The following is a 14,418-nucleotide window of genomic DNA, read 5'->3' as shown; positions in this document are numbered from 1 at the left end:
CCGGTGCGGCTCGGGCGAGTTGGGCCGGGAACGTTATTGGCTGTCAAGATTTGCCTCCATGCACCCTGCCACCATGCGCTCGACCGCTTCCAGGCGCGCCTCGGAGCGTGCCGCGATCGCCATGGTATCCAAGGTCTCGGGTTCGAGAAGTGCCGCCAATGTCTCGGCGAGGCTCGCCGCCGACAATTGTTCCTGCGGCATCAAACGCGCGGCACCGGCATCGACCAATTGCCGCGCGTTGAGTGTCTGATGATCGTCGACGGCATGCGGAAACGGCACCAATACCGAGGGCTTGGCCGCTGCAGCGAGTTCGGCAACCGTCAAGGCGCCGGCACGACAGACAATCAGGTCCGCCCAGTCATAGGCCGCCGCCATATCGTCGATGAAGGCGCTGACCTCGGCGTTGACCTCCACCTCGGCGTATTCCGCTTGCGTCGCGGCTTCCTTGTCGCGCCCTGCTTGATGACGCACCGCAGGACGACTTGCCGCCGGCAATTGCGCCACAGCGCGGGGCACATGGGTATTCAGCGCCTGCGCGCCCAGCGAGCCACCCAGTACCAGCAACCGCAAGGGCCGCGCGCCAAGCGTCTCGACATCCCGCGGGGTCTCGCCCAACGTCGCGATATCACCGCGTACGGGGTTCCCCACCACCTCCACCTGACGTTCACCGAACGCACCTGGAAACGCGGCATAGACGCGATCCGCCAGACGCGCTAGATAACGATTGGTCATCCCGGCCACGGCGTTTTGTTCATGAATGATCAAACGCCGCCGCATCAACCAGGCGGCCAGCCCGCCGGGACCACTGGCGAAACCACCCAGCCCGACCACCAGTTGCGGGTCGAATGTGGCGATCACCTGGCGTGCCTGCCAGATGGCTTTAGCCAGACGCCATGGGGCCAACAGCCACCCGGCGATACCGTTGCCACGCAGGCCGGAGACTTGCACGCGGTGCAGGGTAATATCCGCCGCCGGTACCAATTGGTTCTCGATTCCTCGAGGACTGCCCAACCATTCCACCACGACACCACGTTCGCGCAGCGCCTTGGCCAACGATAGCGCGGGCACCACGTGGCCGCCGGTCCCGCCGGCCATGATCAGAACACGGGACACTTGCTGGTCAGGCACTAGCGTTCTCCTCTTTCTTGCTTCTTGGCTTGGCGTGCCGCCTGGGTAGCACGCGTCTTGGCCCGCATTTCGGCGTCGACGCGCAACAACAAGGCGACCATGACACAGCTTACCGCCAGGCTGGAGCCCCCGTAACTCAAGAGCGGCAAGGTCAGCCCCTTAGTGGGCAGCATGCCCGTGCTGACGGCAATATTGATAAATGCCTGTGCCCCGAACACCAGCGAAATGCCATAACACAGGCAAGCGGAGAAAGCCCAGCCACGCAACTCGGCCTTGCGTCCGATACGAAGCCCACGAAAGACGAGCAGCGCAAACATGCAGACGACGCCCACGGCCCCGATCAGCCCCAGCTCTTCCGCCAGCACCGCGAACACGAAATCGGTATGCGCCTCGGGCAGATAAAACAACTTCTGGACACTGTTCCCGAGCCCCAGGCCCAACCAATGCCCACGCCCAAAGGCGATCAATGCTTGCGTCAACTGATAGCCACTGGAGTACTGATCGGCCCAGGGGTTGGCGAAGCTGGTAATGCGCTCCAGGCGATAGGGCTCGGCCACGGCCAGCAAGCCACCGGCGACTACGACTACGATCATGACAAGCCCAAAACGTCCCAACGGCGCACCCGACATCAACAGCATGCCCATCATGCAACTGCCGATCACCACGACAGCCCCGTAATCCGGCTCGAATATCAAAAGTGCCACGTACACCCCAAGCACCACGAACGGGCGCAAGAAGGCGCCCCAATCACGGCGCACTTCTGGGAGATAACGTTGCAAATAATCGGCGAAGTAAACGATCAGGCAAAACTTGGCAACTTCCGAGGCCTGGATATTGGCAAAGCCCAAGGGGATCCACCGCTTGCTGCCATTGACTTCATGACCGATGAGCAGCACCGCGATAAGCAGCACGATACCCAACAACAGCAAACCTGGCCCCCAGGAACGCCAGCGCTCCAGCGGTATACACAGCGCCACGAGCCCGAACAAGATCGAGCCAAGCACGAAAACGCCATGGCGGATACTGAAGTAATAAGGGTTGCCGGTGAGGCTGGTCGCGATCTCAGACGACGCCGACGTCACCATTATCCAGCCGATTACCAACAACGAGAATGTCGCCAGAAGCAACCACCCATCGGTGGCCTGTCCTTGGGTAGAAAGCCGTTTTTCCCAACGCGCTAGCATGTCGTCGCTCCACCCTGCGTCAGCCACTGTCGAAAGGCGTCACCGCGCGCCATGTAATGGGGAAACTGGTCGAGGCTTGCGCATGCGGGCGACAGCATGACGGCGTCACCGGCGCACGCAATGGCCTGCGCCCGCCGCATGGCCGCGTCGAGGTCGGCGACACAGGTAACCGGGACGCGCCCGGACATGACATTCTCGAGCCGCTGAGCATCGCGTCCGAACACCACTGCCTCGCGCGCATAGCGCTTCAGCGGCTCGATCAGTGGTGTGAAATCGGCGCCCTTGCCGTCACCCCCCGCCAGCAGGATCAGGCGCCCCTCGAGCACCGGCCCGACCCCGTCAATCGCCGCCAACGTCGCGCCCACATTGGTGCCTTTGGAGTCGTTGATCCAGCGCACCCCGTCGCGCTCGACTACCAGCTCGCCTCGGTGCGGCAAGCCAGGAAAATGCTCGAGTACGCGGCGCATCGCCGCCAGCGGCAGTCCCAATTGCGCGCCCATCGCCAGGGCCGCCAGCGCATTGGCATGATTGTGCCGCCCGGGCATGCGCACATCCCGCGTCGGCATCAACCACGTGTCGCCGTGCACCAGCCAGGATTCCCCTGCATGCTCGGCGATACCCCAATCGTCGCCAGAAGGGGAGCCGGTAGTGAATCGCGCCACTTCGCGGACCTGGGCATCGGGCCATGTGGCGGCATCGTCGGCATTGACGACGGCATGCCGCGCACCACGAAAGACACGCTGCTTCGCCGCCCGGTAGCCGTGCATGTCGCCATGGCGATCCAGGTGATCTTCACACAGATTGAGAAACGCCGCCGTCTCGGCACCCACCCAGGCGGTGGTTTCCAACTGGAAGCTTGAGAGTTCGAGCACGAACAGCTCGGCGTCCGGCGCCTCAGCAAGCAAGTCGAGCGCCGGTGTCCCCAGATTCCCCCCGACCGCGACGTGTCGCCCCGCCTCTTGCGCCATCTCGCCGAGCAACGTGGTTACCGTCGACTTGGCATTGGATCCGGTGATGGCGGCGATCGGTGCGCAACACGCACGTACGAAGAGCGCGATTTCGCCGACCACATGCGGGCCCTCGCCTTCGCCAATCGCGTACTCGGCGAGCCCTGGCGTGCGCAAATCGACCCCCGGGCTGACCACGATTTCACGCGCCTCGCACATATCCAGCGCTTGCAACGGACCGCACGCCACCTCGACGTGCGGATAGGCAGCACGAAAAGCCTCCAGGCCGGCAGGCGTCTCACGCGTATCGGCCATCATGAACGGCACCTTCTGACGAGTCAGATGCCGCGCGATCGCTTGGCCGGAGACACCCAATCCGATGATCAGCGTATATTCAGGGGGCACCTTGGCCATGTCAGCGAATCTTCAACGTAGCCAGTCCCAGCAATACCAGCACGACCGTGATGATCCAGAAACGCACGATCACACGTGGCTCGGGCCAGCCTTTGAGCTCGAAATGGTGGTGCAACGGGGCCATGCGGAATATACGTCGTCCCGTCAGTTTGTAGGAGCCCACCTGCAGGATCACCGAGACCGTTTCCATCACGAACACGCCGCCCATGATGAACAACACGATTTCCTGACGCACGATGACGGCGACCACGCCCAGCGCCGCGCCCAACGCCAGCGCCCCGACATCGCCCATGAACACCTGGGCCGGATAAGTGTTGAACCACAGGAACCCCAGCCCGGCCCCCGCAATGGTGCCACAGAAGACGGCTAATTCGCCGGCCCCCGGCACCAGGGGAATATGCAGATATTGCGCGAAGACGGTATTGCCGCTCGCATAGGCAAAGATCGCCAACCCCATGGCAACGAGCACTGTGGGCATGATCGCCAAGCCGTCGAGACCATCGGTGAGATTGACCGCGTTGGAGCTGCCGACGATGACGAAATAGGTCAGCACGATATAGAACAGCCCCAGCGGCACCACGACGTCCTTGAACAAGGGCACGATCAGGCTGACTTCGACGGGGCTGGCAGCCGTCAGGTACAACACCGCCGCCGCGCCGAGGCCGATGGCCGATTGCCAGAAATACTTCCAGCGTGCCGGCAGGCCGCGTGGATTTTTCTCCACGACCTTGCGGTAATCGTCGACCCAGCCAATGGCGCCGAAGCCCAACGTCACGGCCAGCACCAGCCACACGTAGTGGTTGGTCAGATCTCCCCATAGCAAGGTGCTGATGGCGATGGCGATGAGAATCATCGCGCCGCCCATGGTCGGCGTGCCGGCCTTGGAAAGATGCGATTGCGGTCCATCGTCGCGCACCGCTTGGCCGATCTGACGCTCGACCAGGCGTTTGATGACCTGAGGCCCCAACCACAGGCACAGCATGAGCGCGGTCAGCGTTCCCAGAATCACGCGCAGGGTCAGGTAGTTGAAAACGTTGAAGGCGCTTTGGAAATTCGCCAATAAGTCAGCCAGGAAAAGCAGCATGAGTCGCGTTCACCTTGGTGCATCCGTGCGCAGTTCGGCAATCAAGCGTTCCATGCCGGCACTGCGCGACCCTTTGACCAGCACACTGGCCCCAGAGGGGAGATGGTCGTGGGCATAACGCACGAGCGTCGCCCAATCATCGAAATGACACGCCGAATCACCGAATGCCGCCACTGCAGGGCGGGCATCGGCACCAAACGTGCCGAGAAAGTCGATCTTCAGTTCCCGCGCGACGCGGCCTAGCTCGGCATGCAGGCGCTCGCTATCGCGTCCCAGCTCCCCCATGGCGCCCAGGAAGCACCAACGAGGAGCAGGCATATCGGCCAGCACCGCCAAGGCGGCGCGAACCGCACCGGGGTTGGCATTGTAGGTATCGTCCAGCAGACGCGAGCCGCGCAGCCCCGGCGCACTTGCCATACGGCCCGCCATTGCCTCGCAGGCCTCGAGCCCGGCGACGATATCCTCACCCGAAACGCCCAGTGCCCATGCCGCCGCCGCACTGGCCAGCGCATTGAGCACATTGTGGCGTCCCAGCAGGGCCAAGTGGACTTCGCCCAGTACTTCACCATCCACGGATAGCGTGAAAGCATAACGCCCGGCGTCGTCACAGGCCAGTGCCTGGGCACGCACTCTCGCCGTGGCGTCGAGCCCGAAATCGAGCACCTCGGCTTCGCCGGCCAGCTCCCGCCACAGCGGATAAAACCGATCGTCGCGATTGAGCACCGCCGTACCTGAGGCCGGCAGTCCCTGAAGAATCTCCGCCTTGGCCTGCGCGATCTGCCCGAGCCCGCCGAACTCGCCGATATGCGCGCCCGTGACATTGGTGATCACTGCCACATCCGGACGTGCCAGCGCCGTCGTCCAGGCGATTTCCCCCAGATGGTTGGCGCCCAATTCGATAACCGCACGGCGATACGCCGGCGACAATCCCAGCAACGTCTGCGGTACGCCGATATCGTTGTTGAGATTACCTTGCGTGGCGAGGGTGGGCTGCGAGCGAGACAGGATCGACGCCAACATTTCCTTGACCGTGGTCTTGCCGCTGTTACCGGTGACCGCCACCAACTCACCCGACCAGGCGCGACGACGAACGCGTCCCAGCATACCCAGCGCCAGGCGCGTATCGGCGACTTCGATCTGGGGCAAGGCACTCGCCACGGGTCGCGAGACGATCGCCCCGGCCGCCCCCTTGGCGTGCGCCTCCTCCAGGAAATCATGGCCATCGAAGCGCTCGCCGACCAAGGCCAGGAAGACGTCACACTGGGCTATGCGGCGCGTATCGCTCACTACCTGCGCCGCCTCGGCATCCACCGCAGGAGGCGACACCCCCAACCAGGCGGCGATATCGTGTAGCGTCGTCGCGCTCATGCCCCATGCTCCCGGCGGCGTTCGAACGCGGCCTCTACCACCTCGACATCGCTGAACGGATAACGCCGACCGTCGATATCTTGGTAAGTCTCATGCCCTTTGCCAGCGATCAGCACGATGTCGTCCGCACCGGCTTCCTGCAAGGTATGTTCGATAGCCTCGCCACGCCCCGCCACGCATTGCATGCGCGCCTTGCCTGCCGCCGAGAGCCCTGCCACGACCGCGTCACGAATCGCCGCTGCCGACTCGCCACGCGGGTTGTCGTCGGTGACCACCAGACGGTCGGCCAGCGCCTCGGCGGCTTGGGCCATCAACGGGCGCTTGCCGCGATCGCGATCGCCGCCACAGCCGAACACGCACCATAGCTTGGCCCCTTCCCGGGCAGGCACATGCGCGCGTAATGCATCGAGCGCGTTACGCAGTGCCTCCGGCGTATGCGCATAGTCGACCACCACCGTCGGTGCGCCGTCCGCGACCAGTCGCTGCATGCGCCCTGGCACCGGCGCAAGCTTCGACGCGGCGTCGAACAACGCGGTCAAGTCGCTTCCCAGGCCATAGAGTGTCGCCATCGCCAAGAGCACATTATCGAGATTGAAACGCCCCAGCAGCGACAACTCCAGCTCACGCTCGCCCTCCGGCGTCGCGATCAAGGCACGCTGCCCGAGCGCATGCGGAAACCAGTCGATGACACGCAAGGTGGTCGCTTCATCACACCCCGTGGCGAGCACACGCACGCCCTTGGGCAGGCCAGCGAGCATCAACGGCGCCAGGAGGTCATCGCCATTGACCACCGCCAACGATAGCTCGCGATGCTTGAACAGACGTGCCTTGGCCGCTGCGTAGGCGGCCATGCTGCCGTGATAATCGAGATGATCGCGGCTGATATTGGTGAACACCGCCGCCTGGAACCGGCACCCGGCCACGCGCCCTTGTGCGAGCGCATGCGATGAGACCTCCATGGCGACACGCTCGACACCCTGCGCGCCCAGCTCGCCCAATGCTGCTTGCAGCGCCAGCGGCCCCGGCGTCGTCAGTGCAGCGGACTCTAGTTGCCCGGGGCGCCCGACTCCCAAGGTGCCGATCACTGCCGTCTCCGTCCCCAGCGATTCCGACAACGCGGCCATGTAATGGGTGACCGAACTCTTGCCATTGGTACCGGTCACGCCAATCAATTCCAGTGTTTCGGAGACGCCGAACAGATGACGCCCGAGCTCGCCGAGGTGCCCACGCAATTCCGGCACGCCGAGCACACGCGCGTCCTGTACGGGGATGCCTTCCGGCATCGCATCCGTGTCGTAGAGCACCGCGTCGGCACCAGAGGCGAGCGCTTGCTCGATGAAGGCACGTCCATCGGCATCCACCCCCGGCACAGCCACGAACACTACGCCGGGCCCCGCTTCACGACTATCGAGCATCATCTCGCAGGTGGATAACGCAGGACACCAGCCATCGAGCAGCGTGGGCGTGGCATGCGATGGCCAGAGCAACGCCAGGACGTCTGCCAAACGTTGCGTATCGATTTCCATCACTCGGAAGTCTCCTGTTTATCGGGGGGCACATCGAGAAGTCGCAACGCCTTACCCACTACACGGCCAAAGACCGGCGCCGCCACCAGACCACCGTAATAGTCATCTCCCTTGGGATTGTCGATCATCACCACCGTCACGATGCGCGGGTCGGAAACCGGCGCGATACCCGCAAACAAACCGCGATAGGCTTTTTGCTGATAGCCCCCGGCGGTCACCTTGCGAACCGTACCGGTCTTGCCCGCGATGCGATATCCTTCCACCATCGCGCGCGAGCCACCGGCATCGGGCTGAACGATTTTCTCCAGCATGCCCAGTAACTCATGCGCGATCGTCGGCGACATGACCTGGTCACCGATCGGCGCCGAGGTGCGCTTCAACAACGACGGATGCAGGCGCCGCCCGTCATTGGCGATGGCCGTGTACGCACTCGCAAGCTGCAAAGGCGTCAGTGAAAGCCCATAACCGTACGCCATGGACGCCTGGGCACTGCGCGACAAGCCAGTCAAGGACGGCAGACTACCGCTACCTTCGCCCGGAAACCCGGTTCCCGGGGGCTGCCCTAGCCCAAGCTTCTGGTATTGCTTCCAGATAGTGCCCTTGTCCAGTTGCAAGGCGATATGCGACATCCCGATATTGGACGAATGCAGCAGAATTCCCCCGGGAGTGAGCTTGCCGTAATTGCGAAAGTCGCTGATCGTGTACCCATCGATGACCATCCACCCCGGCGAGGTGTCGATGATCGTATCGGGATCGATCTTATCCGTCGCCAGTGCCGCCGACATCGCCAACGGCTTCATGACCGACCCCGGTTCGATGGCATCGGTCACCGCCTGATTGCGCAAGCCATTGACGTCGATCGAGGTGCGGTTGTTGGGGTTATAGGACGGAAGGTTGGCCATCGCCAGGACTTCGCCGCTGCGCGCATCCATCATGACCAGGGAGCCGCCGTCGGCATCATGATCGTCGACGGATTTCTGCAATTCACGGTACGCCATGTACTGCAAGCGCAGGTCGATCGATAGCGTCAGATCGCCCCCTGGCTTGGCATCCTTGAGCAAGTGTAGATCGCGCACCAGACGGCCCTTGCGATCCTTGAGCACACGACGCTTGCCAGGCTCGCCACTGAGATAGTCGTCGTAGGCCAGCTCCAAGCCTTCCTGGCCATGGTCGTCGACATTGGTGACACCCACCAGTTGCGCAGCGACATCCCCCGAGGGGTAATAACGCTTGTACTCATCCTTGGCGTAAACGCCCGGTATGTCGAGATCGCGGGCGGGTTTTGCCGCTTCCGGTGTCAGGCGCCGCCGCAGATACATGAACTCATGTTCGGAATAACGCTCGACACGCGCTTCGAGTACATCGGGGTCCATTTTCAAGGCGCGCGCAAGCGTCGCCAGCTGGATCGGATCGGAAGGTAGTTCCTGAGGGTTGGCCCATAGCGTGACCACCGGCGTGGAGATCGCCAGCGGATCGCCATTGCGGTCGGAGACCATCCCGCGGTGCGCATTGATGGGTTCGACTCGCAGCGTGCGCGAATCGCCCTGGTTTTGCAGGAAGTCACGGTCGATGACGTTGAGATAGGTGATGCGACCGACCAGGGCGCCCAGCCCGATGATGACGATGCTCAGCAGAAAAAGGTAACGCCCACGGCCCATCGGCCCGTTATTCGGCGAACGGCGCCCCGTGGCGGATCGACGCTCGCGGCTCATGGGCGAATCACCTCGACGTCATTGACATCGGGAACGCGCATTTCCAGGCGTTCGACGGCCATGTCTTCGACTCGTGCCGGCGCCGACCAGGTACTCTCTTCGAGAAGCAGCCGTCCCCAGGCGGTCTGCAAGCTATCACGTTCGCTTTCCAGCTCTTGAAAACGCGCATATTGCACACGCGTTAGATGAGTGCTGGCAATGGATGCCAGCGAACTGATCAGCATCACGGCAATCAGTATCAGAAGGATGATATGGCGCCAACGCAAGCGGCCGGCAAACGGCCAGCCTGACTTGAGTGCGGTGTTTCGTCCTTGAGCCGCCATCACGAACCTCAGTCGAGTTTTCGAGCCACGCGCATCACGGCACTGCGCGCACGCGGGTTATCCTCCACCTCGCGCTCCCCGGGGCGACTCGCCTTGCCGACCATGGCCAGACGTCGATTCAATTGCGTATCGCGAATCGGGAAGTCGCGTGGCAGATGCGTATCGCCACGTGCCTGGTCGCGAATGAAGCGTTTGACCAGCCGATCCTCGAGGGAATGAAAACTGATCACCACCAAGCGTCCACCTGGCGCCAGCGCCTCGAGTGCGGCGGCAAGCGCAGCCTCGAGCTGCTCGAGCTCGCCGTTGATATGAATGCGAATCGCCTGAAACACCCGCGTCGCGGGGTGCTTACCTTTTTCCCAGGCCGGATGCGCGGCCTTGACGAGTTCCGCCAGATCCCCGGTATGCGTGATCGGCCGCTCGACGCGGCGCGCGATGATCGCCTTGGCAATGCGGCGCGCGAAACGCTCTTCGCCATAACGTTTGAAGACATCGCTCATTTCACGCTCGGCGACGCGGGCCAGCCAATCGGCGGCACTTTCTCCCTGGGTGGGATCCATGCGCATATCGAGCGGACCATCGCGCAAGAAGCTGAAACCACGCGAAGGGTCGTCAAGCTGCGGCGATGAAACACCGACGTCGAGTAACACGCCGCTCAGGCGGCCGTGCAATGCATGGTCGCGAGCGATGCTATCCAGCTCGGCGAAGCGGCCGTATTGAAGAGAGAAGCGCGGATCGTCCAATGTGGCGCCTTCCGCAAGCGCCGCCGGATCGCGGTCGATGGCGAGCAGACGTCCTTGTGGAGATAGCCGCTCGAGGATCACGCGGGAATGCCCACCGCGACCGAAGGTGCCATCCAGATAGCAGCCGTCGGGGTCGGTGATCAGTGCGTCTACCGCACCGTCGAGCAACACACTCGCATGTCGGTAATCAGCCGCCCGATCATCGACCGCACTCGGCGTATCGGAAAGCGGGTCCTTCTCGGGATTGTCACGATGCTGCATGAATCACTCGGGCGTTAGGGCCTGCCGCCGCTGTATCGGGCCGCCCGAAGGCAGACGTCGCGGCATGACGCGCACAGACCCGGAGATCTGAAATTCGAATGGGAGCCAGCCTATAAGCCGGGTTCTGTCGAGGACAGCCATTCCTCTAGGGGGCGTGTCACCACGACCCTCAAGCAACCTACCCGAACCCAGCGCGGGCCACGCCTTTGGGTTCCTATTTGGTCTTGCTCCGGGTGGGGTTTACCTTGCCACGCACTGTTACCAGGCGCGCGGTGCGCTCTTACCGCACCCTTTCACCCTTACCGGCGGGCCAAAGCCCGCTTAGGCGGTCTACTCTCTGCTGCACTTTCCGTCGACTCACGCCGCCCAGGAGTTACCTGGCACCCTGCCCTATGGAGCCCGGACTTTCCTCCCCCGCGCAATACGCGGCGGCGACTGTCCGGCCGGCTCCCAAGCGCGCAAGAATAACAGCCCCTCGCAGGCCCCTCAAGCGCCCAAGCCCCGCCAGGGCACATTGTTACGCATCGCCGTCCTTGAGGGCCTGCGCGCATTGGTACCAATATTTCTTGCGCCCCCCCAGACGACTGGACACGACCGTCGCCGCCGCCTTGACACCGACGCCTTCGGCGAGCATCGCCGCAAGCCATGCCTCACCTTCGGCCGAGGCTTGCGTCTCGCCGTCCCGCGGCTCGGCGCCCGCCACCATGATCACGAATTCGCCGCGCGCCTGATTGGGATCCTCGCGCATGCGCGCCAGCAATGTTTCGGCATCGGCATCGAGAAAGGTTTCGAACGTCTTGGTCAATTCCCGCGCCAGGACCACGCGCCGCGAACCGAATAACGCCGCGATATCCTGAAGTGTCGCCTGAATGCGATGCGGCGATTCGTAATAGATGAGCGTTTCTTCACGCTCCAGCGCGGCTGTCAGACGCTGGCGTCGCGCGCCTCCCTTGGCGGGCAAAAACCCTTCGAAGAGAAAGCGATCGGTCGCCAAACCAGCCGCCGACAGCGCCGCGATCAGCGCACAGGCACCGGGTATGGGAATGACACGGTGCCCGCTAGCACGCAGTTCCCGCACCACCACGAAGCCAGGATCGGAGATTAATGGCGTCCCTGCATCGCTGATCAACGCCACATTCTGACCGGAGGCCAACGCATCGCGCAGTGCCGTCACCCGCGACGCTTCATTGTGCTCATGCAGCGACACCAACGGCTTGTCGATACCCAGATGACGCAACAAGCGTGCGCTGTGCCGCGTATCCTCCGCCGCCACCCATGACACCTCACCGAGTAGACGGGCCGCACGAGGGCTAAGATCCTCGAGATTCCCAATCGGCGTGGCGACCACGTACAATGCCCCTTCACATCCTTCGCTCATTCGTTAATATCCCGGTTGCGACGCTCTATTGGATAACTTGCGTCGTGTCATGTCGCCAGCGCCACGCGCCAAGTGGATCATGCGGTCGGCGCCAGGCTCAGCATGCGTCAGACATAATCCGGAACAGGGAATCGTCCGAGTCACACCGCCATAAAGGAATGACACCATGCCCAAATCGTTGCGCAACCTGCTCGGGCTCGCCTTGATCGCCCTATTACTCGCCGGGTGCGCCAGTGGCCCGGGGCCTAACGACACACGTCCCCTCACGCAAGATATCAGCGCCAGCGAACTGCTCGACAAGGCTCAGGAACAATCCGCTTCGCAGGCAGCAAAGAGCAGGCTCCAAGCGGCCAGTATCCTATCACGCCAAGGCGATGACGAGCAGGCGCTGGACATCGCCGAAGACCTCGATGCATCACAGCTAACGCGCGAGGATCGCATCGATCGCGCCCTTCTGATCGCCGATCTCAGCCTGCGCAAGGAAGATGGCCGGAGCGCTCTGGCGGCCACGCAGATACTCGGCGATATCGACGACATACCACGCGACGCGCAGCAGACATTACGCCATCGTCGCGGCCTAGCCCTGACGCTAGTGGGCGAGTCGCGTGCGGCGGCGGAATCGCTGATCGATCTGCAACGCGACGAGCCCCCCCTCGAACTCAACGACGACATCTGGACACCACTATCGCGGCTAAGCGAAACTGCACTCGACCGCATGGAGGATCAAGACGACTCCCTCACCCAAGGCTGGATCGAGCTCGCCCGACTCTATCGTCAAAGCGGCGGCGACATGTCTCGCCTCACCGACGCATTGGACGATTGGCGTTCGAATTACTCCAATCATCCCGCTGCTCGACGCCTGCCTAGCGACCTATCCGCACTGAAGGATCTGCGTGGCAACGACGTCAAACACATTGCCATCTTCCTTCCCGAATCCGGTCCGTTGGCCAACGTCGCCAAAGCGGTCAAGGAAGGCATAGAAGCGCGTCATATGGATGCCCTCAACCAGGGCGAGCAGACCCCGCAACTAACGTACTACGACAGCAGCGCGGGAGATATCGAAGCGCTATATGCACAAGCGACCATGGACGGTGCACAGGTCGTGCTCGGGCCACTCGACAAGGATCTGGTATCGCAACTCGAGCAACGCGACGACGTCTCCCTGCCGACGCTGGCCCTCAACTACGGCGAACACGATCGCAATCAAGCGGACGAGCTTTTCCAATACGGGCTATCGGCCGAGGACGAGGCACGTCAGGCCGCCAAGCGTGCGCGCCTGGATGGTCATCATGAGGCCGCCGCGCTGATTCCCGACAATGCATGGGGCGAACGCGTTTTCAAGGCCTTCCGCACGGATTGGGAAGAACGGGAGGGAGAGGGCGAGCTCGATGCCGTCGTGCATTATGATCCCAAGGGCTCCGTCAGCGAGGCGACGAAGCGCCTGCTGGATGCCGACGGCAAGCGCAGTGGCAACGAAGATATCGACATGCTCTTCCTGGTGGCATTGCCTAGCTATGCGCGCCAAGTGCCTCCCACACTGGATTATTACTACGCGGGCGACCTACCCGTTTACGCGACGTCTCAGGTCTATGGCGGCCAGCCACAGCCGCGCTCCGACCATGACCTCAACGACGTGATGTTCATGGATATCCCCTGGCTGATACCGGATGCGGCGGCCGGCGGCGAAGAAGCGTTGCCGTTCTACTCTACCTATCGCGAACTCGACACCCAGGATGATCCAAGCCTGCTCAAGCTCAACGCCATGGGCGTCGACGCCTACGAACTAGCACGTCGTCTCCCGCTGATGCAGGCACTCCACTCGCTGGAAGTCTTCGGCGCGACCGGCACGCTTCAAGCACGCGAGGACGGCAGAATCCAGCGCACATTGCCCTGGGCTCAGTTCCAGTCCGGCGTGCCCGCGCCGTTACTGACCGGCGGGTCCGAGCTGGATATCGGCAATGTCACGCTCGACCCATGATCCACGACGGCGCGGCCTCGACATGGAGCGTCGCGCCGCCGACTGGCTGAGCACACATGGCTTACAGCTGGTGGATACCAATCAGCACGCCAAGCGCGGCGAGATCGATCTCGTCATGCGCGACGGCGAGACCCTGGTATTCATCGAGGTGAGGCATCGCACCCATGTCAGCCATGGACACCCATTCGAGACCGTGACCGCCGCCAAGCAGCGCCGTTTGATCAGCGCGGCACGTTTTTATCTCCATCGCAACGGGCTATCATGTGCATGTCGTTTCGACGTCGTAGGCGTCACCGGCACGCCACCCAACGTGTCGTTCGAGTGGATTCGTTCGGCATTCGACGCCTTTTGACCCAAGCAAGGCCTCTATCC

The 14,418-nt window shown here is 62.8% G+C and carries 12 protein-coding genes and 1 other RNA gene; 2 read left to right on the top strand and 11 right to left on the bottom strand.

Features of this window, described 5'->3' with window-relative positions; all coding sequences use genetic code 11:
• Window positions 1-33: 33 nt before the first annotated feature.
• The 11 genes from murG to rsmI all read right to left on the bottom strand — a co-directional run bounded on the left by murG (window position 34) and on the right by rsmI (window position 12,068).
• A complete protein-coding gene (gene murG, locus L1073_RS11030; RefSeq protein WP_246899369.1) occupies window positions 34-1,095 on the bottom strand; it encodes an undecaprenyldiphospho-muramoylpentapeptide beta-N-acetylglucosaminyltransferase in 1,062 nt (353 codons plus the stop codon).
• A 32-nt stretch (window positions 1,096-1,127) separates the two neighbouring features.
• The gene (gene ftsW, locus L1073_RS11025) at window positions 1,128-2,312 is read right to left on the bottom strand and encodes a putative lipid II flippase FtsW (protein ID WP_246899263.1); all 1,185 of its coding nucleotides are present in this window, start codon (window positions 2,310-2,312) and stop codon (window positions 1,128-1,130) included.
• Window positions 2,306-3,673 (bottom strand): UDP-N-acetylmuramoyl-L-alanine--D-glutamate ligase, encoded by a 1,368-nt coding sequence (murD, locus tag L1073_RS11020; RefSeq protein WP_246899262.1) that lies wholly within the window; start codon window positions 3,671-3,673, stop codon window positions 2,306-2,308. The genes ftsW and murD overlap by 7 nt, the downstream gene beginning before the upstream one ends.
• 1 nt (window position 3,674) lies before the next feature.
• Window positions 3,675-4,757, bottom strand: coding sequence for a phospho-N-acetylmuramoyl-pentapeptide-transferase (gene mraY, locus L1073_RS11015; protein ID WP_246899260.1), 1,083 nt, complete (start codon window positions 4,755-4,757; stop codon window positions 3,675-3,677).
• 9 nt (window positions 4,758-4,766) lie between these two features.
• Window positions 4,767-6,125, bottom strand: coding sequence for a UDP-N-acetylmuramoyl-tripeptide--D-alanyl-D-alanine ligase (locus L1073_RS11010; RefSeq protein ID WP_246899259.1), 1,359 nt, complete (start codon window positions 6,123-6,125; stop codon window positions 4,767-4,769).
• Window positions 6,122-7,651, bottom strand: coding sequence for a UDP-N-acetylmuramoyl-L-alanyl-D-glutamate--2,6-diaminopimelate ligase (locus L1073_RS11005; protein WP_246899258.1), 1,530 nt, complete (start codon window positions 7,649-7,651; stop codon window positions 6,122-6,124). Before L1073_RS11005 ends, L1073_RS11010 begins: the two co-directional genes overlap by 4 nt.
• Window positions 7,651-9,363, bottom strand: coding sequence for a peptidoglycan D,D-transpeptidase FtsI family protein (locus L1073_RS11000; protein WP_246899256.1), 1,713 nt, complete (start codon window positions 9,361-9,363; stop codon window positions 7,651-7,653). Before L1073_RS11000 ends, L1073_RS11005 begins: the two co-directional genes overlap by 1 nt.
• Window positions 9,360-9,686 carry a cell division protein FtsL gene (gene ftsL, locus L1073_RS10995; protein WP_246899255.1) on the bottom strand — a complete coding sequence of 109 codons (327 nt, stop codon included), beginning with the start codon at window positions 9,684-9,686 and terminating at the stop codon, window positions 9,360-9,362. Before ftsL ends, L1073_RS11000 begins: the two co-directional genes overlap by 4 nt.
• Before the next feature lie 8 nt (window positions 9,687-9,694).
• Window positions 9,695-10,690: a 16S rRNA (cytosine(1402)-N(4))-methyltransferase RsmH gene (gene rsmH, locus L1073_RS10990; protein WP_246899253.1), complete on the bottom strand. Its 996-nt coding sequence runs from the start codon at window positions 10,688-10,690 to the stop codon at window positions 9,695-9,697.
• A gap of 97 nt (window positions 10,691-10,787) precedes the next feature.
• An RNA gene (gene rnpB, locus L1073_RS10985) (RNase P RNA component class A) lies at window positions 10,788-11,141 on the bottom strand.
• 66 nt (window positions 11,142-11,207) lie between these two features.
• Complete coding sequence (rsmI, locus tag L1073_RS10980) at window positions 11,208-12,068, bottom strand: 16S rRNA (cytidine(1402)-2'-O)-methyltransferase (RefSeq protein ID WP_246899251.1); 861 nt, start codon at window positions 12,066-12,068, stop codon at window positions 11,208-11,210.
• A 166-nt stretch (window positions 12,069-12,234) separates the two neighbouring features.
• On the opposite strand from rsmI, the gene L1073_RS10975 reads away from it, so the two are divergent.
• Together L1073_RS10975 and L1073_RS10970 are read left to right on the top strand one after the other, a co-directional pair.
• The gene (locus tag L1073_RS10975; protein WP_246899250.1) at window positions 12,235-14,046 is read left to right on the top strand and encodes a penicillin-binding protein activator; all 1,812 of its coding nucleotides are present in this window, start codon (window positions 12,235-12,237) and stop codon (window positions 14,044-14,046) included.
• Window positions 14,027-14,398, top strand: a complete 372-nt coding sequence (locus tag L1073_RS10970) for a YraN family protein (protein ID WP_246899248.1) — start codon at window positions 14,027-14,029, stop codon at window positions 14,396-14,398. Before L1073_RS10975 ends, L1073_RS10970 begins: the two co-directional genes overlap by 20 nt.
• Window positions 14,399-14,418 lie beyond the last annotated feature (20 nt).

The sequence above is a fragment of the Chromohalobacter nigrandesensis genome (genome assembly GCF_023061285.1).
GTDB classification, from domain to species: Bacteria; Pseudomonadota; Gammaproteobacteria; order Pseudomonadales; family Halomonadaceae; genus Chromohalobacter; species Chromohalobacter nigrandesensis.
Note: the sequence above shows the minus strand (reverse complement) of the source record. Positions and strands in the feature narration are given on the sequence as shown.

Bases quoted from the DNA above. Each gene is read 5' to 3' on its own strand.
- murD (WP_246899262.1), bottom strand. From the start codon at position 3,673: ATGGCCAAGGTGCCCCCTGAATATACGCTGATCATCGGATTGGGTGTC.
- L1073_RS10970 (WP_246899248.1), top strand. From the start codon at position 14,027: ATGTCACGCTCGACCCATGATCCACGACGGCGCGGCCTCGACATGGAG.
- L1073_RS11000 (WP_246899256.1), bottom strand. From the start codon at position 9,363: ATGAGCCGCGAGCGTCGATCCGCCACGGGGCGCCGTTCGCCGAATAAC.
- mraY (WP_246899260.1), bottom strand. From the start codon at position 4,757: ATGCTGCTTTTCCTGGCTGACTTATTGGCGAATTTCCAAAGCGCCTTC.
- rsmI (WP_246899251.1), bottom strand. From the start codon at position 12,068: ATGAGCGAAGGATGTGAAGGGGCATTGTACGTGGTCGCCACGCCGATT.
- L1073_RS11010 (WP_246899259.1), bottom strand. From the start codon at position 6,125: ATGAGCGCGACGACGCTACACGATATCGCCGCCTGGTTGGGGGTGTCG.
- murG (WP_246899369.1), bottom strand. From the start codon at position 1,095: ATGGCCGGCGGGACCGGCGGCCACGTGGTGCCCGCGCTATCGTTGGCC.
- L1073_RS11005 (WP_246899258.1), bottom strand. From the start codon at position 7,651: ATGGAAATCGATACGCAACGTTTGGCAGACGTCCTGGCGTTGCTCTGG.
- ftsW (WP_246899263.1), bottom strand. From the start codon at position 2,312: ATGCTAGCGCGTTGGGAAAAACGGCTTTCTACCCAAGGACAGGCCACC.
- ftsL (WP_246899255.1), bottom strand. From the start codon at position 9,686: ATGGCGGCTCAAGGACGAAACACCGCACTCAAGTCAGGCTGGCCGTTT.
- rsmH (WP_246899253.1), bottom strand. From the start codon at position 10,690: ATGCAGCATCGTGACAATCCCGAGAAGGACCCGCTTTCCGATACGCCG.
- L1073_RS10975 (WP_246899250.1), top strand. From the start codon at position 12,235: ATGCCCAAATCGTTGCGCAACCTGCTCGGGCTCGCCTTGATCGCCCTA.